The sequence below is a fragment of the Streptomyces sp. NPDC001410 genome (assembly GCF_042895235.1).
Lineage (GTDB): Bacteria > Actinomycetota > Actinomycetes > Streptomycetales > Streptomycetaceae > Streptomyces.
The window spans coordinates 1-22,925 of record NZ_JBIAWE010000002.1 but is presented as its reverse complement, the minus strand read 5'-3'; the positions used below and the strand labels follow the sequence as shown (position 1 = coordinate 22,925).

The window sequence follows — 22,925 nt, the reverse complement described above, 5'->3', positions numbered from 1 at the left end:
CAAGCACGCCCTGGGAAGGCACGTTGCCTGCAACAGTGCCCGTCCCCCGTGGAGGGGACAGTGCCGCCCGGGAGGAGCCGACATGCCCGCGAAGATCCTCATCATCACCGGCGACGCAGCGGAGTCCCTGGAAGTCCTCTACCCCTACCAGCGTCTGCGCGAGGAAGGCTACGACGTCGACATCGCGGCCCCCACCCGCAAGACGCTCCGCTTCGTCGTCCACGACTTCGAGCCCGGCTACGACACCTACACCGAGAAGCCCGGCTACACCTGGCCCGCCGACCTCGCCTTCTCCGAGGTGGACCCCGGTCAGTACGCGGCGATCGTCATCCCCGGCGGCCGCGCCCCCGAGTACCTGCGCAACGACCCCGAACTACGCAAGATCCTCAAGGCCTTCTTCGACGCGGACAAGCCCGTCGCCCAGATCTGCCACGGCCCCCTGCTCACCGCTGCGATCGACACCCTCCGCGGCCGCCGCGTCACGGCGTACCCGGCCCTGGAAATGGACATGCAGACCGCCGGTGCCCACTTCGAGGACAGCGAGGCGGTGGTGGACGGCACTCTGATCTCGTCCCGCGCCTGGCCGGACCATCCGGCGTGGATGCGGGAGTTCCTGAAGGTACTCAGGGCCAAGGCGCCGGTTAACTGAGCGCTGGGGGCCGGGGGTCGGTACACGGCCCCCGGCCCGCACCGACACCGGGCACCGCTCGAACGCCGCTCACGCCGCCAACCGCTGCGCCTCCGCCACAGCCTCGGCCAACGTGTCCACGACCGGCACCCCGACCTCCTCCAGACTGGCCCGACTGTGCGAGCCCCCGGTGTACAGCACAGCCCCCGCCCCCACATGCCGGGCGGCAACCGCATCATCCGCGGCATCACCGATCACCACGGTCCGCGCAACCTCGACCGTCCCGGACAGCGCCTCCAGGTGCCGCACCATGTGCTCGGCCTTGCTGCCACCGGACGGCCCCGTACGCCCGTCGACCCGTATGAAGTGCGGCTCGATCCCGAACCCTCGCACGAGCGGCACAAGGTCCTCGTGCCCGTACATGCTCAGCAGCGACTGACTGTGCCCCGCCGACCGCCACCCCGCGAGCAGCTCGGCCGCCCCCGTGGTCAGCCCGCAGCGGACCCGGTGCTCCGTGTAGTACCGATGGAAGACCCCGTCCATCTGCTCCCACTCGGCATCCGTGGGCAGCCGCCCGAGCAGCCGCTCGTAGAACTTCGGCACCGGCACGCAGTACAGCGCCCGGTACTCGTCCAGCGTGATCGGCGCCAGCCCCAGCTCGGCGAAGGCCGCGTTCGTCGCCCCGATGATCGCGTCATTGTCATGGAACAGGGTCCCGTTCCAGTCCCAGACGATGTGCGCGCTTCCGTGCATCCCCATGCCGAAAACCGTACCCGCCCGCACTGACAATCAAGGCGGGCGGACAGCCCGAGGTCCGCTCAGGCCCCGCCCACCAGGTTGGGAATCTCCTGCGTGGCGAACCACAGCAGCTCGTGATCGTCGGCCCCGTCCACGACGAACTGCGCGTCGTCGTCCCCGCCGTCGGCCGCCTCCAGCGCCTGAGCGGCCGCGGCCACGTCCTCCTCCGCGTCGTCGGCGTCGACATGCACCGCCGCCGCCTTCGCGAGCGCCACCGTGCCGGCCACCGTCACCTCGCCGAGCGCGGCCGGGTCGAGCCCGCGGTCCGGGTCCGCCGTGGCGGCGCCGTCGGACACGTCGACGGCGACCACGACCCGGCGCCGTACGGCACCCGGGTCGGCTGCCAGCAGCCGCAGCGAGGCCAGCGCGGCGCGGCTGAGTGCCGCGTACTCCAGCTCCTCGATGTCGTCGGAGAGGTACCACTCACGCAGCGCGGGCGTGACGGCGTACACGACGAACGGGCCGGTCCCCAGCTCACCCGTCTTGTGCGCCTCGGCGAGACCGGGGAGGGTCAGGGGGACGTAGACGCGCATGGCTGGCCGCTCTTTCCTGGTCACCGACGGGCCTTCAGGATACGTGCGCCCGTCCCCTTTCGAGTCCCCGCCCACACCCCCGGCCGCGTCCACCCGGCGCCCCGCACCTCACCCGGTTCCGCCGCTCAGCCACGGGATTTCCTTGCCCCCTCACCACCCGGATAGGTGAACATATCCGCCCCCTCGCCACCCGCCCCACCTTCCTTGCGACGGCGACCCCCGCCCCCGTACAAGATCCCCACCAGCGAGTTACCGCCCGGTATCAACCGGGCCGACCGAACGGGGACTCCGATGAACAAGGTCATGAGCCGCAAGCCCCAGCCTCGCCCGCGCCACCGCCCGCCGACCCGCCACGACTCCCGCCGTCCCGGCACCGCACCACCCCGCAACCCCGCCCGCGGCAGGGCCCGTACGTCGCCGGGGACGGCCGTGGCGCAGCCGCGCCCCACCGACCTCTTCGCCGACCGTCTGCTGGCCGTCCTGAGCGGTCAGCGGCCCGTCCACTGGATGCTCCGGCACACTGCGGGCCGCGCCTACGACGACCTCGCCCGCCTCGCCGAACGGGGCCCCCTGCGCACCCACGGAACCCGCCCGGTCGTGGACGACATCGGCTACTACGTGGCCCGCGCCGGCGCCCTCGAGGTCTTCGCCCGCATCGCCGCCGGCGACCAACGCCGCGCCATGGCCTTCCGCCTCGAACAGGGCCCGGACCACCGCTGGCGCTGCACAGCGGTAGAGCTGGGCCCCAGGCCTCCACGCACCCCCGAGGACTAGCACCTGCGCAGCTGCGGGCAATCGTGCCGCTGGGGCGGAACCCACCCCCGCACAGCCGCACAACAAGCCAAGGGCCGGGCCTCCAAAGGAGACCCGGCCCTGAGCCAATGGCTGAAGCACCGCAGGTTACTTCTTGCGGCGCCGTCCGCCCTTCGCCTGCCGACGACGCTCCGCACGGGTCAGCCCGTCCGACTCGGACCGCACAGGCTCGTCGTCCTCCAGGTCGCGCTCCAGGATGCCGCCCTCACCGTCCACGGTGGGCGCGGAGAAGTGCAGATCCCGCCGCTGCGGAACGTCCAGCCCCTTGGCCCGGATCTCCGGACGCGCGCCCGCCTGCGCCGGCACCGTGTCCTGGACGCCCTCGGCCACCGGCTGGACCTCCTCGACCGGGACCTCCTCGACCTGCTGCTCGACCTGGACCTCCAGGTTGAACAGGTAGCCGACGGACTCCTCCTTGATGCCCTCCATCATCGCGGTGAACATGTCGAAGCCCTCGCGCTGGTACTCGACCAGCGGGTCCTTCTGCGCCATCGCGCGCAGGCCGATGCCCTCCTGGAGGTAGTCCATCTCGTAGAGGTGCTCACGCCACTTGCGGTCGAGGACCGACAGCACGACCCGCCGCTCCAGCTCACGCATGATCTCGGAGCCGAGCTGCGCCTCACGCGCCTCGTACTGCTCCCGGATGTCGTCCTTGATGGACTCGGAGATGAACTCGGCGGTCAGACCGGCCCGGTCACCGGCCGCCTCCTCCAGCTCCTCGACGGTGACCTTCACCGGGTAGAGCTGCTTGAAAGCACCCCACAGCCGGTCCAGGTCCCAGTCCTCGGGGAAGCCCTCGGCGGTCTCCGCGCCGACGTACGCGTCGATCGTGTCGTTCGTGAAGTGCTGCACCTGCTCGTGCAGGTCCTCGCCCTCCAGGACGCGACGGCGCTCGCCGTAGATGACCTCGCGCTGCCGGTTGAGCACCTCGTCGTACTTCAGGACGTTCTTACGCGTCTCGAAGTTCTGCTGCTCGACCTGCGACTGCGCGGACGCGATCGCGCGCGTGACCATCTTGTTCTCGATCGGCACGTCGTCCGGCACGTTCGCCATCGCCATCACGCGCTCGACCATCTGGGCCTTGAACAGGCGCATCAGGTCGTCGCCCAGCGACAGGTAGAAGCGGGACTCGCCCGGGTCGCCCTGACGGCCGGAACGACCGCGCAGCTGGTTGTCGATACGCCGCGACTCGTGCCGCTCGGTACCGAGCACGTAGAGGCCGCCGAGCTCCTCGACCTCTTCCTTCTCGGCCTTGACCGCCTGCTCGGCCTTCTCCAGGGCGGCGGGCAGGGCGTGCGCCCACTCCTCGATGTGCTCCTCGGGGTCGAGGCCGCGCTGGCGCAGCTCCGCCTCGGCGAGGTCCTCGGGGTTGCCGCCGAGCTTGATGTCCGTACCACGGCCGGCCATGTTGGTGGCCACCGTCACGGCGCCCCTGCGGCCGGCCTGGGCGACGATCGAGGCCTCGCGCTCGTGGTGCTTGGCGTTCAGCACCTCGTGCTGGATGCCGCGCTTGCTGAGCTGCTGGGAGAGGTACTCCGACTTCTCGACGGACGTCGTGCCGACGAGGATCGGCTGGCCCTTCTCGTGCTTCTCGGCGATGTCGTCGACGACCGCCTCGAACTTGGCCACCTCGGTGCGGTAGATCAGGTCCGACTGGTCCTTGCGGATCATCGGCTTGTTCGTCGGGATCGGGACCACGCCGAGCTTGTAGATCTGATGGAACTCGGCGGCCTCGGTCATGGCCGTACCGGTCATGCCGGAGAGCTTGCCGTAGAGGCGGAAGAAGTTCTGCAGGGTGATCGTGGCGAGGGTCTGGTTCTCGTCCTTGATGTCCACCCCTTCCTTCGCCTCGATCGCCTGGTGCATGCCCTCGTTGTAGCGGCGGCCGGCGAGGATACGGCCGGTGTGCTCGTCGACGATCATGACCTCGCCGTCGATGACGACGTAGTCCTTGTCCTTCTTGAAGAGCTCCTTGGCCTTGATGGCGTTGTTCAGGTAGCCCACCAGAGGCGTGTTCACCGACTCGTAGAGGTTGTCGATGCCCAGCCAGTCCTCGACCTTGCCGACACCGGCCTCGTGGATGGCGACCGTGCGCTTCTTCTCGTCGACGTCGTAGTCGCCGGTCTCCTCCATGCCCTTGAGCGGGTTGCCCGCCTCGCCCTTCTTCAGGCGCGTGACGAGCTTGGCGAAGTCGCCGTACCACTTGGTGGCCTGGTCGGCCGGGCCGGAGATGATCAGCGGCGTACGGGCCTCGTCGACCAGGATGGAGTCGACCTCGTCGACGATGGCGAAGTTGTGGCCGCGCTGGACCAGCTCGTCCTTGGACCACGCCATGTTGTCGCGGAGGTAGTCGAAGCCGAATTCGTTGTTCGTGCCGTACGTGATGTCGCACTCGTACTGCTCGCGGCGCTGGGCCGGCGTCATGTTGGCCAGGATGCAGCCGACGCTCAGGCCCAGGAACCTGTGGACGCGGCCCATCATCTCGGAGTCGCGCTCGGCCAGGTAGTCGTTGACCGTGATCAGGTGGACACCGTCGCCGGAGAGGGCGTTCAGATACGCGGGCAGCGTGCCGACGAGGGTCTTGCCCTCACCGGTCTTCATCTCGGCCACGTAGCCGAGGTGGAGGGCGGCGCCTCCCATCAGCTGCACGTCGTAGTGCCGCTGGCCGAGGACGCGCTTGGCGGCCTCGCGGACGGTGGCGAACGCCTCGGGGAGCAGGTCGTCCAGGCTCTCACCATCGGCGTAGCGCTGCTTGTACTCCTCGGTGAGGGCACGCAGCTCGGCGTCGGAGAGGTCGACGAAGTCCTCTTCGATGGAGTTGACCTGGTCCGCGATGCGGTGCAGCTTGCGCAGGATCTTGCCTTCGCCTGCACGCATGATCTTCGAGAGGACGGACACGGGGGCTGGTCTCCTTGCCGGTCGGGCCTGGGACGGTCGGTTTTCCTTTTGACGTACTGAGCAACGGCCATCGTATGCGAGGACCTGGCTACGCCGGGAGGCCCGGCGGCCCGACGGCTGCTTCACCCTGGACAACGGGCGGGCCCTGCGGATAGTGCCGCCCCGCGACAAGGAATTGCGCGAAATGTGATCACCCGCTCACACACGGCGAAAAGCACTGGCGCAGCGCGTGCCGCCCGCGCAGAATCGGCCGATGGAACCCGTCACCCTCTCCACCGACCGGCTCGTGCTGCGCACCGTCGGCCCGGACGACACCGAGGCGGTGTACAAGGCCGCCCAGGACCCGGACATGCAGCGCTGGATCTCCACGTTCCCGTCTCCCTATCTGCGCGAGCACGCCGAGAGCTTCGTCGAGCAGATGGTGCCCGACGGCTGGACCAACGACTCGATGTACACGTTCGGCGTCTTCCTCCCCGAAGGAGAACTGGCGGGGATGCTCAGCGTGATGATGCGCGCACTGGGCACCGGCGAGATCGGATTCTGGGCCGTCGAGGAGCACCGCGGCCGCGGCTACATCACCGAGGCCACGCTCGCCGCCGCCCGCTGGGCCTTCCTCGCACTGTCCGTCGACCGCCTGGAATGGCGCGCGGAGGTCGGAAACGGCCCCTCGCGCGCGGTGGCGGAGCGCGCCGGTTTCACCATCGAGGGCACGCTGCGCTCGGCCATCAACAACAAGGGGGTACGCCGGGACTGCTGGCTCGGCTCCCTGCTCCCGTCGGACCTGGGCCTGCCGTCGACGGCGCCCTACCTGCCCGCCCGGACCTGACCCCGCCCGGACGAAACCGCAGGTCATCCTGCGCTGTCAGTGCCACCCCCTATCGTCCGACGCATGACGACCCTGCCGCCCCCCACCACCGTCCTCACCGCGGACGACGCCCGTCGGATCGCTCTTCGGGCCCAGGGCTTCCTCGGTGCGCCCGACCGGCGGGCCGGTGTCCGTGGGGTGCTCCGCCATCTCGGCGCGGTGCAGCTCGACACGATCTCGGTCCTCGCCCGCTCGCACGAGCTGATCCCGTACGCCCGCCTCGGCGCGGTCGGCCGCAAGACCGTCGAGTCGGCGTACTGGAAGCCTGCGTCCATCGGCGCGCTTCCGGCACGACCGCATGCCTTCGAGTACTGGTCGCACGCGGCGTGCATCCTGCCGGTCGAGGAGTGGCCGCACTTCGCCTTCCGCCGCCGCGCCTACCGCAACCGCCCGCACTGGAACCACCAGCTTCCCGACGGCGCCTACGACCAGGTCATCAAGCAGCTGCGCGCGGAAGGCCCACTGACGGCCACGGAGTTGGGCGGCGCGAAGAAGACCAACGACTGGTGGGACTGGTCGGGCACCAAGGTCGCCGTGGAGCGCGCGCTGATGTACGGCGAGGTGGTGTGCGTCGAGCGCCGCGGCTGGAAGCGGGTGTACGACCTCGCCGAGCGCGCGATCCCGGACGCACTGCTGCACGACGAGCTGGACGACGCCGAGTGCGTGCGCCGCCTGGTGCGGCTGGCCGGCGAGTCCCTGGGCGTCGGCACGCGCGCGGACATCGCGGACTACCACCGTCTCAAGGGCGAGCAGGTCGACGCGGTGATCGCGGACTCGGGTCTGGTGCCGGTCGAGGTGGAGGGCTGGGGCAGGCCTGCCTGGGCGGATCCGGCGGCCCTCGCCACACCGCCGCGCGGCCGTCACCGCACCACGCTGCTGTCCCCGTTCGACTCGCTGATCTGGGAGCGGGCGCGCACGGAGCGGATCTTCGGCTTCACCCACCGCCTGGAGGCCTACGTCCCCAAGCCGAAGCGGGTCTACGGCTACTTCGCGATGCCGGTGCTGGCGGGCGGTCTGCTGGTCGGGCGCGTCGACCCGGCCCGCGAGGGCAGCACTCTGGTGGCCAGGCAGGTCACTCTGGACGGCCCGAAGGCGGTCCCGGCGGTGGCGCAGGCCCTCATCGAGGCGGCGACCTGGGTGAACTGCACGGACGTCCGGGTGGAACGGGTGGACGCACCCGAGCTCCGCGAGCCCCTCGCCAGGGAACTTGCCGGCCTGCTCGGCTAGGAGCTAGCGGATCTCGAGGATCTTCTCCCGCATCGCGTAGACCACCGCTTCCATCCTGGAGTGCAGCTGCAGCTTCTCCAGGATGTTGCGGACGTGGTTCTTCACGGTGTTCTCGGAGATGAACAGCTCCTTGGCGATGTCCCGGTTGTTCATCCCGGTGGCGACGAGCTTGAGAACCTCCAGCTCACGATCGGTCAGCCGCGGCGCGGGCACCAGCCGGCGTTCGTCGGTGCGCTGGATCATCGACTTGAACTCGGTGAGGAGCTTGGACGCCATGGAGGGGCTGATCTGCGACTGCCCGTCGGCCACGGCACGAATGGCGGTGGCCACCTCGTCCGTGGAGATCTCCTTGAGGAGGTATCCGGTCGCGCCCGCCTTGATCGCGTCGTAGAGGTCGGCCTCCTCGTCGCTGATCGTCAGCATGATGATCTTCGCGCTGGGGGCGACCTCCTTGATGGAGGTGCAGGCCTCGATCCCGCCGCGCTTGGGCATGCGTACGTCCATCAGCACGATGTCGGGCAGCAGGTCCGCGGCCTTGTCGACGGCCTCGGCACCGTCGCCCGCCTCGCCGACGACCTGGATGTCCTCCTCGGCCGCGAGCACGATCTCCAGGCCACGGCGGAAGAGCGCATGGTCGTCCACGACCAGGACTCTGATCGGCTCCTGGCGTGAAGAGCCCGTGTCCGGGCCCATGCCGATGACATCGTCGCCCGCGTCATCGCCTCGCATCGGTCCGAAGGTGTCCGCCATCGTTCCTCCCCCTGAAGGCTGTGGCCTGTGGTCCTGTGCCATCGCCAACCCAAGGCAGCGGCCCACCGGTTGGGCCGGTGCGGTCATGATTTCATGCCCGGACGGCGCCGAGGTGACGAGCGGGGCGCGAAGTGGTCGCACACGGGTGCCCCTGGGGGCGCACGCGCGCTTCCAGGGGCACCGCTCAGCTTCGGCCGGGTGGGTCAGCCACCCAGCGTGCCCCCTGCCGCCGGGGGCGCCTCAGCGACCATCGCTTCGGTGCTGAGGTGGATGACGCCGTAGTCGTAGGCGTGCCGCCGGTAGACGACACTCGGTTCCTTGGTCTCGGAGTCGACGAACAAGTAGAAGTCGTGGCCGACCAGTTCCATCTCGTAGAGGGCCTGGTCGAGGCTCATCGGGGAGGCGACGTGCGTCTTCTCGCGGACGATCAGGGGACCTTCGCCCTTGACCTCCAGCGAGCCGATCTTCTTGGTCGGCACTCCGTCCGACTCGTCCTCGTGGACGGGGAGGCCGTTGCCGTTGAGTGTCGCCACGCCCGGGACGTGGTCGGGAACCTCCGCCGCCGAGATCCGGCGGGCGCCGCGGCGCGAGAACCGCTTGTCGTGCTGCTTGCGCAGCCGGGCGTCCAGCTTCTCCGCCGCCATGTCGAGTGCCGCATACGGATCGCTGGCCGCTGCCTCCGCCCGGATCACCGGACCGCGGGACCTGAGTGTGATCTCCACTCGGTCACATCGGTCGGCCTGACGGGGGTTGGGCTCCTTGGACACCTCGACGTCGAGGCTGATCACCTTGCCATCGAGCTTCTGGATCTTCTCCAGGTTCAGCTTCTCGGCCACGTGCTTGCGGAACCGCTCGGGCACCTCGGTCTTGCGGCCCTTGACGACGATGTCCACGCAGAACTCCGTTCCCGGATCGCTCCGCTCCATCGGCGGAGCATCTCCCTTTTGCACCAGGTCCCGGTGAGCCCCGGAACCTCGGACTCGGTGACTTCGCCTCCTCCTCCCCCATGGGCAAGATCTCCACCCCAGTGCTGCGGGTGATTGCGGAAAACCCGCAGCACAGCATTCGGATATGAGAGGTGTGGCCTGCGCCTTTCCTCACAACCGAACATATCTCGCCCGGACGGATGTCGTCACCCTCTACCGATGCGTACCTCCGTTCAGGTGAATTGACCCTCTCACTACCTGCAACGATGCAGGTAGGTGCTCAGTTCCTGTTTATTTCAAAGGAATCCCTCGGAGCGGCGACCACGGCTGCGTGGAGCGCCTCTCCGATGACGTTCGGCGCCACTATTTCCGGTGCACCATGCACCCAGTTCTTCCTGTCCGGCCGTGCTCCGATCCGTCGTTCCCCCCTTCCTTCCCGAGTTCCGGCCGCGTACACAGCCGTTCCCCCATTGCGGCGTGATACGAGCGCCTCCCGCAACGCCCGCGCCGCCTCCGCAAGGCTCGCTCCCGTCGTCATCAGGTCGTCGACGACCACGAGGCGGCCCCCGGCGAGCAGCCGCTCCCCGCCTGCCGTCACCTCCAGCGCGCCGGCGAGGTTCTCCAGGCGCTGCCTGGCGTCGAGCTCCGCCTGGTCCGCCACCGCCCGCCGCTGCCGCAGCACGGCGGCCACCCGGGCCGGTGTCCCGGTGCGCCGCAGCTCACCGGCCGCCGCGAGCGCCATCCGCCGCACCGGATCGTGCCCACGAGCCCGCACGGCCCACCGGGCGGAGGGCACGGGGACGAGCAGCACGCTCCCGGGCCCCCGCCGTCCCATGGGCCCTGCACCGGGCCCACCCGGCCCGGGACACGCCCGCACAGCCCCTGCCAGGGCCGCTCCCAAAGCCCCTGCGAGCGCCAGCGCGCCGCGCTCCTTGTGGGCGAGGAGGAGAGCCCGCACCTCCCCCGCGTAGGGAACCGCCGCGTGCACCACCGGCAGCCCCGGCGGCTCCGGCACCGGCCGCACCCGGCGCGGCGCGGCTCCGCCCAGTGCGGTGCGGCACCGCAGGCACAGCTCCGTACGAGGTGCCCCGCAGCCCGCGCAGTCGGCCGGCAGCACCAGGTCGGTGAGGTCCCGCCACCACCCCCGCATGTCCACCACTGTGCCAACGCCCGGGACGACCGGCCACCCCTGTGGAAAACGCCCTGTGGACAGTCCGGAACAACGCCCACCGACCATCACCCACACGAGTGAGGGCCGTATGGACATGCCCGCGGAACGGGCGTCTGCGCAGGAGGGACGTCCACGCGAGGCGGACGTCCCTGTGGGACGGGGTTCTCAGCCCGGATAGACCGGCGCTGTCCCGTCCTTGTCCACCTTCTGCCACTGAGCCCCGGACGGCAGTCGTACGATCCCGTCCTCCGAGTAGGCCACCATCGGCACCCGTTCGTCCTCGGACGCGGCGATCGCCTTCACACCCGACAGGGCCGCGGGCGCCGGACCGTCCAGGGCGGAGCCGTCGACCTGGACGTACCGCATCTGATGCACGCCCCCCTGCTCCAGGCCGACCACGACGAGCCGGCTGTCCCCGGCCCAGGACATGGTCGTGACCTGCTCCAGATCGGGGGCGGCGGAGCGCAGTTCGCGGACCGCGGGACGGGCCCCCGACTTGTCGTCGCGCTCGATCCGGCCGATGAGCAGGGACTGCTGCTTGTCGTCCTTCTCCACGACCAGCGCGACCCGCACGCCGTCGGCGGCCACCCGCACGTCGCGGATGCGTCCGTCCGGGATGGTGACCTCCACCGGCTTGCCGACGCCCTGCTCGAGGACGTACAGCTTCGGATGGCGCGGGTCGCGGTCGGCCACCCACAGGTCGCCGCGGGCGTCCCAACTCGGTGTGGTCAGCCGGTCGGTCGCGGTCGCCCCCTGGCTGCTGACCACCGCTTCCCCTAGCGAACCGCCCGACGCCAGCGAGGTCACGTACAGCGCCTTCCCGTCGGCACCGATCCCGGCCACGGTGTGTTCGTCCCGCGAGACGGCCACCGACTGCAGCTCCTTCTCGCCCTCCCCCAGCGGGCCCGGCACCGGAACGGCGCTGGTCCCCGCGCTCCCGGTGGGCAGCCGCACCAGGCGGTGCTTGCCGTCGAGGAAGTACAGGTACTCGGGGCTCTGGGCCGAGGCCGATGCGTGCCAGGCGACGGACTCGGCGCGCTCCTCGGTGAGGTCGCACAGCCGGTGCCGGCCGGGCCCCTGCAGCTCGACCGACTCCAGCGTCGGCGTCAGGTTCCGCAGCGTGAACAGCAACTGGGTCGCCATCTCCGTGCACTTGGCGGCGCCGGCATGGGAGACCTTCGAGTTCAGCGGCACCGTCAGCCTGTTCTGGTCGTCCGGCGCCAGCCCCGACACGCCCTCCTGCAGGGCCGTACCGGTCGGGAAGCTGGACCTGACCACCGGCCCGAGCCACCTGGTCGGCCCGCTCAGCAGCGACCGCACCATCTGGGTCATCGGGTCCACCTTGCTGCGGACGAACACCGGGTCGGCGACCGCCACCGGCTGCCCGGTCGCCCCGACCGTCGTGGCGGAGGCGAAGTAGTACTTGTTGACGGACGTGTAGTTGCGCTGGAAGTCCGACTTGCCCATCACGACGCCCTGGGGCAGCGCGTCGATGCGCCACTGCCCGCTCTTGGCGTCCTTGGTGAGGTGCACCTTCTCGCTGTAGGACCCGGCGGCGGGCTTGTACGCCTGCTGCGCGCCGACCGTGGCGACCATGCTGCCGGTCAGGACGTAGGTGAGGCTGCCGCTGTCGGTCGCATCCCGGCCGCCGGGATGCTGCTGGCCGGGCACGGCACTCGGTCCGTTCAAGAGGACGGTGGCCGACCTCTCCGGCCGCCAGGTGCGCGCGGCATCGGCGGTCAGGTACTTGCGGGCGGTGTCGTACTGCGGATCGTCGCTGGTCAGGGCCTCCAGGAAGCCCTGCATGATCTCGCCGGGCTCGGCGTCCTCGGCGGGCGGCATGGCGAACACGCGCACTCCGGTGTCCTGCCGCGGCGTGGACTCGACGTCCCGCAGGTCCCCGCTGTCGGGCATCGAGGCACACCCGGCCAGCAGAACAGCCCCACAGACCGAGTAGGCCACCGCGCGTCCCGGCCTGCGCCGGACGCCCCCCTCGCGGTCAGCGCCCACGAAATGCCTCCCCTGGCTCGGTCAAGTCCTTGGGCCCGGCCGGATCCGGACGGCCCGCTTGTGTGTCGGATGCCGGACCGGCCGCGGGCCTGTCGTCGGGTCGCCGGGCGCCGCCGGCGGGCCGGGGAACGACACGCGCGCCGTTGCCGCTGCCGGGCAGCGCGGTCGGGTCGGCGGCCGGGGTGACGGAGGCCAGGCGCGGGGCGATCGGGGCGCGCGCGGGCAGTGGCGGCACCTGGCCGCCGCCCGGCTGCACCGGAACGGTCGCCCGCTTCTCCTCGCCCCCGCGGGGCAGGCCGGCGTCGTCGAGCCCTCGGTTGCGCCGCGAGTCCTTGGGCTCCAGCGGTATCGGAGAGCCGCGCAGCGGTTCGTCCGCGGTCCGCGGCAGCGTCAGCCGGAACTGCGAGCCGCCGCCCGGCTCACCCCAGGCCTGCAGCCAGCCGCCGTGCAGCCGGGCGTCCTCCAGGGCGATCGACAGCCCGAGGCCCGTACCGCCGGTGGTACGCGCGCGTGCCGGGTCGGCCCGCCAGAAGCGGCTGAAGACGCGGGTCGCCTCGCCGGGCTTGAGTCCGACGCCGTAGTCGCGCACTGCGATGGCGACCGCGCCGCCCGCGGAGGCCAGCTTGACGACGACGTCCTTGCCCTCACCGTGCTCGACGGCGTTGACGACGAGGTTGCGCAGTACGCGCTCCAACCGCCGGGCGTCGGCCTCGGCTACGACGGGCTGCTGGTCACCGACGACACGTATGTGCGTGCCCTTGCGCTCGGCGAGCGGCTCGGCGCCGCCGACGACCCGCCGCACGACCTCCCTGAGGTCTATCGGCTCGGCCTCCAGCGCCGCGGCACCGGCGTCGAAGCGGCTGATCTCCAGCAGGTCCGCGAGCAGCGACTCGAACCGGTCCAGCTGGTCGGCGAGCAGCTCGGCCGACCGCGCGGTGACCGGATCGAAGTCCTCGCGGGCCTCGTGGATGACGTCGGCGGCCATCCGTACGGTCGTCAGCGGCGTACGCAGCTCGTGCGACACGTCGGAGACGAACCGCCGCTGCATCCGTGACAGGTCCTCCAGCTGCTGGATCTTCAGCTGGAGGTTCTGCGCCATCTTGTTGAAGGCCTCGCCCAGACGGGCGATGTCGTCCTCGCCGGTGACCTTCATCCGCTCCTGCAGCCGCCCGGCGGACAGCCGCTCCGCGATCCCGGCCGCCATCCGCACCGGAGTGACGACCTGCCGCACCACCAGCCAGGCGATGGCGCCCAGGAGTACGACGACGAAGAGCCCGGCGGTCGCCAGCGTGCCCTTGACCAGGCTGAGCGACTTCTCCTCCTGCGTGAGCGGGAAGAGGTAGTACAGCTCGTAGGGGTGACCGTTGGGGTCGTTGACCTGCTTGCCGATGACCAGCGCCGGCTGGGACTCCTTGCCGTTGGAGTAGACGATCCGGGTGTAGCTCTGGGCGGCCGTCGTACTGCTGTTGATCCGGTCGCGCAGATCGGCGGGCACGCTGGAGGAAGGGTCGACTTTTCCGGAGCCGCGCGGGCTGCGCCCGCCGCCGCTGTCGTCACCCACAGGGAGCGTCACGACGTCGAAGGCACCGGCACCGCCGCTGGAGAGCGACTCCACGAGATCGCTCATCCACGGGATGACGTTCTGCGACTGCCGTCCGTCGGCCGTCTCGGTGCCGTCACCACTGCCGGTACCCGTACCCGTGCCGCTGGCGGCCTCGTCCGCCTTCTGCTTGGCCACCGCGAACCCGCCGGTGGCCTGGCTCTGCGACGCCTTCACCTTCGCGTCCAGCAGGCCGTTGCGCACCTGCCCGATCACGACGAAGCCCAGCAGCAGGACGACACCCAGCGACATCAGCAGCGTCGTGGCGACGACCCGCAGCTGGATGTTGCGCCGCCACAGCCGCATGACGGGCAGCAGCGGACGGCGCACCCAGCGCATGAACAGGCGGACGACCGGACTGCCCTGGACCCCGCCCTGCAGCAGCCCGCCCTCGAAGAAGCGTCCCCAGCCCGAACCCGCCGCCTTCCGGCCGACAGGCCGCCCCGGACGGGCCCCGGACCGGCCGGGAGCCGAAGCGGTCCTGTCCCCGGACATGTCAGCTCGGTCCGGCCTTGTAACCGACACCACGGACGGTCACCACGATCTCCGGCCGCTCCGGGTCCTTCTCGACCTTGGAGCGCAGCCGCTGGACGTGCACGTTGACGAGCCGCGTGTCGGCGGCGTGACGATAGCCCCACACCTGCTCGAGCAGCACCTCACGCGTGAACACCTGCCACGGCTTGCGGGCCAGCGCGACCAGCAGGTCGAACTCCAGCGGGGTCAGCGCGATCGACTGCCCGTCCCGCTTCACCGAGTGCCCGGCCACGTCGATGACCAGGTCACCGATGGTGAGCTGCTCCGGCGCCGGCTCCTCCGACCTCCTGAGCCGCGCCCGGATCCGGGCCACAAGCTCCTTCGGCTTGAACGGCTTCACGATGTAGTCGTCGGCGCCCGACTCCAGACCCACGACGACGTCGACGGTGTCGCTCTTGGCCGTGAGCATCACGATCGGCACGCCGGACTCCGCCCTGATCAGGCGGCACACCTCGATGCCGTCCCGGCCGGGCAGCATCAGGTCGAGCAGTACCAGGTCGGGCTTGGACTCACGGAAAGCGGCCAGCGCCTTGTCGCCGTCGGCTACGAAAGACGGCTCAAAACCTTCACCACGCAGCACGATGCCGAGCATCTCGGCCAGTGCGGTGTCGTCGTCGACGACAAGGACTCGTCCCTTCATAAACGACATCATCCCATTCTCATAACAGCGACAGGCGCCCTGGTGAGGCAGGTCACGGCCTCGTGACGATAGTCGTAGGAGCCGGTCACTGTCTGCCCTCGTCCACCGACATGGACCGCCCCATGATCACCGGCGGGCCGTGCCGGGGCTGTCCAGATCGATTGTGGGGGTTGGGGTGTCGATGCGCTGGACGGGCGGTTCACCGTTGGCGCGACCTGGCACACAGCTCCGCAAGTGCCTCGGCCGTCACAGGAGAAACGGCCCCCTCCTCGGTGACTATCGCCGTCACCAACTCGGGCGGCGTCACGTCGAACGCCGGGTTGTACGCCTGGGACCCCAGGGGTGCCACCGGAATCCCGCCTCCCGCTCCCGTCACGGGCACCTGCGGCAATGTGACCTCGGTCACCTCGAAACCAGGGCGCTGCTCGACCTCTATGGACGCCCCGTCCGGCGTCTGCGGGTCGACCGTCGTCACCGGCGCCACCGCTATGAACGGCACATGGTGGTACCGCGCGAGCACCGCGAGCGGATAGCTCCCCACCTTGTTCGCCACCGAACCGTCGGCCGCGATCCGGTCCGCCCCGATCAGCACCGCATCCACCTCACCCGCCGCGAACAGGGAACCGGCCGCGTTGTCGGTGAGCAAGGTGTACGCCATGCCGTGGCGAGCCGCCTCGTACGCCGTCAGACGAGCGCCTTGCAGCAGCGGACGCGTCTCGTCCACCCACAGCCGCCGCAGCCGCCCCGCACGGTGCGCTGCGAGAGCCACCGCGAACGCCGTGCCTTCTCCGCCCGACACCAGCGATCCGCTGTTGCAGTGGGTCAGGATCCGCTGCCCCCCGCCCGGCAGTAGTTCGTCCAGCAGCGCCAGGCCGTGGGCGGCCATCCGGGCGCTGGCCTCGGCGTCCTCCCGGTGCAGCGTCCGCGCGGCGGTCAGCGCCGCCGTCGCCGCCGCGGTGGTGTCGCCGGTACTCGCGAGCGCCGCGCGGTAGGCGGACTCGGCTCGGTGCACCCCGACGGAGAGGTTCACCGCGGTCGGCCGGGCACCCTCGAGCGCCCGCGCGGCCTCCTCCACGTCGAAGCCCCGCGCGGCGGCGAGCGCGACGCCGTACGCCCCCGCGATCCCGAGCAGCGGCGCCCCACGCACGGCGAGCGAACGGATCGCCTCCACCAGAGCGGGCGCGTCCGTGCACACCAGCTCGATCTCTTCGCCGGGCAGCCTCGTCTGGTCGAGAAGGACCAGTACAGGACCTTCGGGTGGTTCCTCCCATCGGAGCACGGGTATTTCGGTCGGCCGCTTGTCCTCGCCGGTTTGCGCGTACTGATCAGCCATGCGGTCAGTCTGCCCCGTATCCGGCGGACAATTGAAGGCGTCCAGCTCCTACCGCGGCCGGTCACGCGATGACCACCCCATGGCACGATGTCTGCCAACCTGCCGTCGCGACCGCGGACGGGCACCGTAGAGGAGCATCGATGACAGACACTCCGGGCTGGGCCTCGCCCGGATCCGCCCCGTCGCCCGACGGGCGGGAACCCGGCGCGTCCGGCCCCGCCGAGCCCACCGACCGTCCCGGCCCCGCCGAGCCGGCCGCGCAGCCTGGCACAGACCCGCAGGGCCCAGGCCCGAAGTGGTCCAAGGAACAGCCGCCGCCCGGCCAGTGGTCTGCGCCCACGGGTCCCCCGAGCCCCGGCCAGGCCCCGCCACCTCCACCGCCCGGCCCGGGCTGGGGCGGCGGGTACGGCGGCGGACAGCCCGGCGGGCACGGAGGCGGCTCGTACAGCGGTCCTCCCGGCGGCTACGGCCCTCCTGGCGGCTACGGCACCCCCGGCGGCTACGGAGGCTGGGGCGGCGGTTGGGGCGGTCCCCCGCCCGCTGCCAAGCCCGGCGTGATCCCGCTGCGCCCGCTCGGCGTCGGCGAGATCCTCGACGGTGCCGTCTCCACCATGCGCACCTACTGGCGCACGGTCCTCGGCATCTCGCTCACCGTCTCGGTCCTCACCCAGCTGAGCGTGATCCTCCTGCAGGGCTTCCTGCTGAACGACGGCGAGACCACCAGCGCCCTCAACGACCGCAGCGCCACGCCGAGCGAGATACTCCAGGCCGTGGGCGCGGTGATGGCCGGCACCAGTCTCGTGGCCGTGATCACCGTCGTCGGCACCATCGTCGCGACCGCCCTGCTCACGACGGTCACCAGCCGCGCCGTCCTCGGCAAGCCGGTCAGCACCGGCGAGGCCTGGCGGGACGCCCGCCCGCAGATGCCGAAGCTGGCCGGACTGCTCCTCCTGCTGGGCCTCATCACCGTCGGTGTGCTGCTCTGCGGCGCACTGCCCGGCATCCTCATCGCCGTCGCCGGCGGAAACGAGGGAGCCAGCATCGCGGTCGTCATCCTGGGCGTCCTCGCCGCCGCCGTCGTCGCGGTGTGGCTGACGGTTCGCTTCTCCCTGGCCTCGCCCGCCCTGATGCTGGAGCGCCAGAGCATCGTGAAGTCGATGAGCCGCTCCGCGAAGCTGGTCCGCGGCTCCTGGTGGCGCGTCCTCGGCATCCAGCTGCTCGCCGGGCTCATCGCCAACATCGTCTCGTCGCTCGTCGTGATCCCCTTCACCCTCCTGGCGGCCGCCGTCAGCGGCGACGGGATGACGGGCCTCTTCGCCACCCAGGCCCAGAGCCCCGGCTGGAGCTTCCTGATCATCAGCGGCATCGGTTCGGTGATCGGCACCATGATCACGCTCCCGATCAACGCGGGCGTCACCGTGCTCCTGTACATCGACCAGCGCATCCGCCGCGAGGCCCTCGACCTCGAACTGGCCCGCGCCGCCGGCGTCCAGGACCACGGCACCGGCACGCCCGGCCCCGTCCCGGGGAGCTGATGCGGTGAGCCTGACGGGGGGAGTTCTCACGGCGGCCCCGGCCCTGCCGGGCGCCGCCGGATCGGCCGTACGAGGCCTGCTGGGCGCGGCACACACCACACTCCTGGCGGCCGGCGGCTCGGGCGACGAGCCACCCGTGACCATCCCGCGCGATCCCGCCCGGGAGGCGGCGCGCCGTGAGCTGTCCAGGCGGATGTACCACGAGAACGACCCCAGCCTGCTCCAGCGCGCCCTGAACGCCTTCTGGGACTGGCTGGACAAGCTGTTCAGCACAGCCGCCGGCGCCACACCTGGCGGCACGCTCGGCCTGCTCGTCGTCGTCCTGTTCGTCGTCGCCGTGCTGGCCGCCCTGTGGTGGCGCCTGGGCACTCCGCGCCGCCAACCAGTCTCCACCGCGGCCCTGTTCGACGAGCGCCCCCGCAGTGCCGCCGAACACCGCGCGGCCAGCGAGGCACACGCCGCCCAGGGCCACTGGAACCAGGCCGTCCAGGAACGCATGCGGGCCATCGTCCGCTCCCTGGAGGAGCGAACCCTGCTCGACGTCCGGCCCGGCCGCACCGCCGACGAAGCCGCCGCCGAGGCCGGCCGCACTCTCCCCACGCACACGGACCGACTGCGCTCCGCCGCCCGGGAGTTCGACGACGTCACATACGGTGGGCGCAGAGCGAGCGAGCAGTCGTACCAGCGGATCGCCGAACTCGACCGCGACCTGGAACGCACCCGGCCGGTCCTCGCCAACAGCGCCACCAGCACGGCCCACAACACCAGCCAGGGGGCCGCCGGATGACCGCCGAGGCCACGCTGCCGACCACGTCGGCGTCGCCCACCGCCCGCCAGATCTGGACTCGTGGGCGAGGCGTCGTCCTCGCCGTCGTGCTGATCCTGATCGCCGGCGTCGCGATGGCCGCCGTCCGCTCCCAGACCCGTCACGGCGAACTCGACCCGCGCTCCGCAGACCCCTACGGCAGCCGCGCCGTCGCCGAACTCCTCGCCGACCGGGGCGTCTCCACGCGTGTGGTCACCTCGCTCGGCGCGGCACGCGCCGCCGCCGGCCCGGACACCACGCTTCTCGTGGCCGTACCCGACCTTCTGACGCCCCGTCAACAGACCAGGCTGCACTCGGCCGTGGCGAACTCCGGTGGCCGCACCCTCCTCGTCGCCGCCGGCAGCTCGTCCGTCGAGCGACTCGCCCCCGGGGTCACCGCGGACCCCGCCACCAGCTTCGACTCGACGCTCACCCCCCACTGCACCCTGCCCGAAGCCCGGCGCGCGGGCAGCGCCGACACCGGCGGCATCCGCTACACCACCACGCACCTCTACGCCGACTCCTGCTACCCCAGCCAACGCCTCGCCACCCTGCTCCGCCTTCCGGCGGCCTCCGGGGACGGCGACACCGTCGTGCTCGGCGCGCCCGACATCTTCCTCAACAAGCGCCTCGACGAACAGGGCAACGCCTCGCTCGCCCTCCAACTCCTCGGCTCCCGCCCCCATCTGGTCTGGTACCTCCCCTCGCTCTCCGACGCCTCCGCCGCCGACACCGGCGAACGGAAGAGCTTCCTCGACCTGCTCCCCTCGGGCTGGCTCTGGGGCACCCTGCAGCTGTTCATCGCCGCGGCCCTCGCCGCCTTCTGGCGGGCACGCCGGTTCGGCCCCCTCGTGCCCGAGAAACTCCCCGTCGCGATCCGCGCCTCCGAAACCGCCGAAGGCCGCGCCCGCCTCTACCGCAAGGCCAACGCCCGCGACCGCGCGGCCGCCGCTCTTCGCTCCACCACCCGCACGCGCCTCGCCCCCCTCGTCGGCGTCCCCGTCGCCCAGGCGCACGCGCCCGAAGCTCTGCTCCCCGCTCTGTCCGCCCACCTCAACGGCGACGGACAGGCCCTGCACTCATTGCTCTTCGGACCGCCGCCCGGCGACGACGCGGCGCTCATCGCACTCACCGACCAACTCGACGCCCTCGAAAGAGAGGTACGCCGTCCATGATGGACCCGACCACTGACAACGCCGGGAACACCGGGGACTCGGCTGCCGCCCGGGCCTCCCTGGAAGCCCTGCGCGCCGAGATCGCCAAAGCCGTGGTCGGCCAGGACCCCGCCGTGACCGGCCTCGTCGTCGCCCTTCTCTGCCGCGGACACGTTCTCCTTGAAGGAGTCCCCGGAGTCGCCAAAACGTTGCTCGTCCGCGCACTCGCATCCGCGCTCGAACTCGACACCAAGCGTGTCCAGTTCACCCCCGACCTGATGCCGAGCGACGTCACCGGCTCCCTCGTCTACGACACCCACACCGCCGAGTTCTCCTTCCAGCCCGGCCCGGTCTTCACCAACCTCCTTCTGGCGGACGAGATCAACCGCACCCCGCCGAAGACCCAGTCCTCGCTGCTGGAAGCCATGGAGGAACGCCAGGTCACGGTCGATGGCACCCCGCGCCTGCTGCCCGAGCCGTTCCTGGTGGCCGCGACCCAGAACCCGGTCGAGTACGAGGGCACCTACCCCCTCCCCGAGGCCCAACTGGACCGCTTTCTCCTCAAGCTGACGGTCCCTCTGCCCTCCCGCCAGGACGAGATCGACGTCCTCACCCGCCACGCCTCGGGCTTCAACCCGCGCGACCTGCACGCCGCCGGCATCCGCCCGGTCGCCGGTCGGGCCGACCTCGACGCGGCCCGCGCCGCCGTCGCCAAGACGACCGTCTCCCCCGAGATCACGGCCTACGTGGTGGACATCTGCCGCGCCACCCGCGAGTCGCCGTCCCTCACCCTCGGCGTCTCCCCGCGCGGCGCCACCGCCCTGCTCGCCACCTCGCGGGCCTGGGCCTGGCTGACCGGCCGCGACTACGTCATCCCCGACGATGTGAAGGCCCTCGCCCTGCCCACCCTGCGCCACCGCGTCCAGCTGCGCCCCGAAGCCGAGATGGAAGGCGTGACCGCCGACTCCGTCATCAACGCCATCCTCGCCCACGTCCCGGTCCCCCGCTGATGGCGCTCACCGGACGCGCCGCCCTCCTCGCGGCCCTCGGCTCGATCCCCGTCGGCATCCTGGAACCCGGCTGGACGGGCATCCTCGCGGTCAACGGTCCCCTGGCCCTGGCCTGCGCCTGCGACTTCGCACTCGCGGCACCCGTACGACGGCTCGTCCTGTCCCGCTCCGGCGACACCTCCGCACGCCTCGGCGAAACCGCCGACGTCACCCTCACGATCACGAATCCCACCGGCCGCCCTCTGCGGGCGCGCCTGCGGGACGCATGGCCGCCCAGCAGCTGGCAGCCCGGCACCGAGGTCGAGAGCTCGCGCCACCGCGTCACCATTCCGGCCGGCGAACGCCGGCGGGTGACGACCCGACTGCGCCCCACCCGCCGCGGCGACCGCCAGGCCGACCGCGTGACGATCCGCTCCTACGGCCCCCTCGGTCTCTTCTCCCGCCAGGGCACCCACAAGGTTCCCTGGACGGTACGAGTCCTGCCCCCCTTCACCAGCCGCAAGCACCTGCCGTCGAAACTCGCACGATTGCGTGAACTCGACGGCCGCACCAGCGTGCTGACCCGCGGTGAGGGCACCGAATTCGACAGCCTGCGCGAGTACGTCCCCGGCGACGACACCCGCTCGATCGACTGGCGTGCCACCGCCCGCCAGTCCACCGTGGCCGTCCGCACCTGGCGACCCGAACGCGACCGCCACATCCTCCTGGTCCTCGACACCGGCCGCACCTCGGCCGGCCGCATGGGCGACATCCCACGCCTGGACGCCTCCCTGGACGCGGCCCTGCTTCTCGCAGCGCTCGCCTCCCGCGCCGGCGACCGTGTGGATCTGCTGGCCTACGACCGTCGGATCCGCGCCCTGGTCCAGGGCCGGCCCGCCGGCGATGTCCTGCCGTCCCTGGTCAACGCGATGGCAACGCTGGAGCCGGAACTCGTCGAAACCGACGCCCGCGGCCTCACGGCGACTGCTCTTCGTACGGCTCCTCGACGCTCCCTGATCGTGCTGCTCACGACGCTCGACGCGGCACCGGTGGAGCAGGGTCTACTGCCCGTGCTCCCCCAGCTCACCCAGCGCCACACGGTCCTCGTCGCCTCAGTGGCCGATCCGCACATCGCCCAGATGGTCCAGGCCCGAGGAAACGCCGAGGCGGTGTACGAAGCTGCCGCGGCCGCGCAGGCGCAGAGCGAACGTCAGCGCACGGCGGAACAACTCCGTCGTCATGGGGTGACGGTCGTGGACGCGACACCGGACGATCTGGCGCCGGCATTGGCTGATGCATATCTCGCTCTGAAGGCGACAGGCCGGCTCTGACCTGCCGCTGCCCGCCCCTTCGGGGGTAACAGGCCGGAGGTAATAGACCGGGGGCAATAGACTCTGAACGCAGAAAACCCCCGCATCCGAAGATGCGGGGGTTTTCCCAAAATTTGTTCGGCGGCGTCCTACTCTCCCACAGGGTCCCCCCTGCAGTACCATCGGCGCTGTGAGGCTTAGCTTCCGGGTTCGGAATGTAACCGGGCGTTTCCCTCACGCTATGACCACCGAAACACTATGAAACAATCAACAACCGTCGGCTGTTCGTGGTTTCAGAACCAACACAGTGAACGCGAGCATCAATGGACAAGCCCTCGGCCTATTAGTACCAGTCAACTCCACCCGTTACCGGGCTTCCATATCTGGCCTATCAACCCAGTCGTCT

At 70.8% G+C, this 22,925-nt stretch carries 19 protein-coding genes and 2 rRNA genes; 9 read left to right on the top strand and 12 right to left on the bottom strand.

The window, feature by feature from the left end; genetic code table 11:
* The first annotated feature begins 82 nt into the window (after positions 1 to 82).
* Positions 83 to 649 (top strand): DJ-1/PfpI family protein, encoded by a 567-nt coding sequence (locus ACFY3C_RS03610; protein WP_386581075.1) that lies wholly within the window; start codon positions 83 to 85, stop codon positions 647 to 649.
* Between the two features lie 69 nt (positions 650 to 718).
* Here the strand turns inward: ACFY3C_RS03610 and ACFY3C_RS03605 are convergent, their stop codons facing one another.
* Positions 719 to 1,387, bottom strand: coding sequence for an HAD family hydrolase (locus ACFY3C_RS03605; RefSeq protein ID WP_386581076.1), 669 nt, complete (start codon positions 1,385 to 1,387; stop codon positions 719 to 721).
* A gap of 59 nt (positions 1,388 to 1,446) precedes the next feature.
* The gene (locus ACFY3C_RS03600; protein ID WP_390769559.1) at positions 1,447 to 1,959 is read right to left on the bottom strand and encodes a DUF6912 family protein; all 513 of its coding nucleotides are present in this window, start codon (positions 1,957 to 1,959) and stop codon (positions 1,447 to 1,449) included.
* A 291-nt stretch (positions 1,960 to 2,250) separates the two neighbouring features.
* Here ACFY3C_RS03600 and ACFY3C_RS03595 point away from each other — a divergent pair, with 291 nt between their 5' ends.
* Positions 2,251 to 2,733, top strand: a complete 483-nt coding sequence (locus tag ACFY3C_RS03595; RefSeq protein ID WP_390769558.1) for an Rv3235 family protein — start codon at positions 2,251 to 2,253, stop codon at positions 2,731 to 2,733.
* A gap of 126 nt (positions 2,734 to 2,859) precedes the next feature.
* Here ACFY3C_RS03595 and secA read toward each other — a convergent pair whose 3' ends face one another.
* Positions 2,860 to 5,670 (bottom strand): preprotein translocase subunit SecA, encoded by a 2,811-nt coding sequence (secA, locus tag ACFY3C_RS03590; RefSeq protein ID WP_390769557.1) that lies wholly within the window; start codon positions 5,668 to 5,670, stop codon positions 2,860 to 2,862.
* A 253-nt stretch (positions 5,671 to 5,923) separates the two neighbouring features.
* On the opposite strand from secA, the gene ACFY3C_RS03585 reads away from it, so the two are divergent.
* Both ACFY3C_RS03585 and ACFY3C_RS03580 read left to right on the top strand, forming a co-directional pair.
* Positions 5,924 to 6,496 carry a GNAT family N-acetyltransferase gene (locus tag ACFY3C_RS03585; RefSeq protein ID WP_386581084.1) on the top strand — a complete coding sequence of 191 codons (573 nt, stop codon included), beginning with the start codon at positions 5,924 to 5,926 and terminating at the stop codon, positions 6,494 to 6,496.
* Positions 6,497 to 6,559: 63 nt separating this feature from the next.
* Positions 6,560 to 7,762 (top strand): winged helix-turn-helix domain-containing protein, encoded by a 1,203-nt coding sequence (locus ACFY3C_RS03580; protein ID WP_390769556.1) that lies wholly within the window; start codon positions 6,560 to 6,562, stop codon positions 7,760 to 7,762.
* Between the two features lie 3 nt (positions 7,763 to 7,765).
* Here ACFY3C_RS03580 and ACFY3C_RS03575 read toward each other — a convergent pair whose 3' ends face one another.
* The 7 genes from ACFY3C_RS03575 to mtnA form a co-directional block, all read right to left on the bottom strand.
* Positions 7,766 to 8,512 (bottom strand): response regulator, encoded by a 747-nt coding sequence (locus tag ACFY3C_RS03575; protein WP_386581088.1) that lies wholly within the window; start codon positions 8,510 to 8,512, stop codon positions 7,766 to 7,768.
* A 203-nt stretch (positions 8,513 to 8,715) separates the two neighbouring features.
* The gene (gene hpf, locus ACFY3C_RS03570) at positions 8,716 to 9,405 is read right to left on the bottom strand and encodes a ribosome hibernation-promoting factor, HPF/YfiA family (protein ID WP_386581113.1); all 690 of its coding nucleotides are present in this window, start codon (positions 9,403 to 9,405) and stop codon (positions 8,716 to 8,718) included.
* A 313-nt stretch (positions 9,406 to 9,718) separates the two neighbouring features.
* Complete coding sequence (locus ACFY3C_RS03565) at positions 9,719 to 10,588, bottom strand: ComF family protein (RefSeq protein ID WP_390769555.1); 870 nt, start codon at positions 10,586 to 10,588, stop codon at positions 9,719 to 9,721.
* A 186-nt stretch (positions 10,589 to 10,774) separates the two neighbouring features.
* On the bottom strand, positions 10,775 to 12,619 hold the full coding sequence (locus ACFY3C_RS03560) for an LpqB family beta-propeller domain-containing protein (protein WP_390769554.1): 1,845 nt from the start codon (positions 12,617 to 12,619) through the stop codon (positions 10,775 to 10,777).
* On the bottom strand, positions 12,609 to 14,714 hold the full coding sequence (gene mtrB, locus ACFY3C_RS03555; protein ID WP_390769553.1) for an MtrAB system histidine kinase MtrB: 2,106 nt from the start codon (positions 14,712 to 14,714) through the stop codon (positions 12,609 to 12,611). The genes ACFY3C_RS03560 and mtrB overlap by 11 nt, the downstream gene beginning before the upstream one ends.
* Position 14,715: 1 nt before the next feature.
* Positions 14,716 to 15,405: a two-component system response regulator MtrA gene (gene mtrA, locus ACFY3C_RS03550; protein ID WP_187279108.1), complete on the bottom strand. Its 690-nt coding sequence runs from the start codon at positions 15,403 to 15,405 to the stop codon at positions 14,716 to 14,718.
* A 187-nt stretch (positions 15,406 to 15,592) separates the two neighbouring features.
* The gene (gene mtnA / locus ACFY3C_RS03545; RefSeq protein ID WP_390769552.1) at positions 15,593 to 16,726 is read right to left on the bottom strand and encodes an S-methyl-5-thioribose-1-phosphate isomerase; all 1,134 of its coding nucleotides are present in this window, start codon (positions 16,724 to 16,726) and stop codon (positions 15,593 to 15,595) included.
* 140 nt (positions 16,727 to 16,866) lie between these two features.
* Here mtnA and ACFY3C_RS03540 point away from each other — a divergent pair, with 140 nt between their 5' ends.
* From ACFY3C_RS03540 to ACFY3C_RS03520, 5 genes are read left to right on the top strand one after another with little or no spacing between them, the layout of a single operon-like run.
* On the top strand, positions 16,867 to 18,261 hold the full coding sequence (locus ACFY3C_RS03540) for a hypothetical protein (RefSeq protein ID WP_386581098.1): 1,395 nt from the start codon (positions 16,867 to 16,869) through the stop codon (positions 18,259 to 18,261).
* 4 nt (positions 18,262 to 18,265) lie between these two features.
* Positions 18,266 to 19,048: a DUF4129 domain-containing protein gene (locus ACFY3C_RS03535; protein WP_390769551.1), complete on the top strand. Its 783-nt coding sequence runs from the start codon at positions 18,266 to 18,268 to the stop codon at positions 19,046 to 19,048.
* Complete coding sequence (locus ACFY3C_RS03530; protein ID WP_390769550.1) at positions 19,045 to 20,241, top strand: DUF4350 domain-containing protein; 1,197 nt, start codon at positions 19,045 to 19,047, stop codon at positions 20,239 to 20,241. Before ACFY3C_RS03535 ends, ACFY3C_RS03530 begins: the two co-directional genes overlap by 4 nt.
* Positions 20,241 to 21,230: an AAA family ATPase gene (locus ACFY3C_RS03525; RefSeq protein WP_386581115.1), complete on the top strand. Its 990-nt coding sequence runs from the start codon at positions 20,241 to 20,243 to the stop codon at positions 21,228 to 21,230. The genes ACFY3C_RS03530 and ACFY3C_RS03525 overlap by 1 nt, the downstream gene beginning before the upstream one ends.
* Positions 21,230 to 22,540, top strand: a complete 1,311-nt coding sequence (locus ACFY3C_RS03520) for a DUF58 domain-containing protein (protein WP_390769549.1) — start codon at positions 21,230 to 21,232, stop codon at positions 22,538 to 22,540. The genes ACFY3C_RS03525 and ACFY3C_RS03520 overlap by 1 nt, the downstream gene beginning before the upstream one ends.
* 115 nt (positions 22,541 to 22,655) lie before the next feature.
* Here the strand turns inward: ACFY3C_RS03520 and rrf are convergent.
* Positions 22,656 to 22,772: ribosomal RNA gene (gene rrf, locus ACFY3C_RS03515) — 5S ribosomal RNA — on the bottom strand.
* A gap of 70 nt (positions 22,773 to 22,842) precedes the next feature.
* Positions 22,843 to 22,925: ribosomal RNA gene (locus tag ACFY3C_RS03510) — 23S ribosomal RNA — on the bottom strand; the annotation flags it as partial.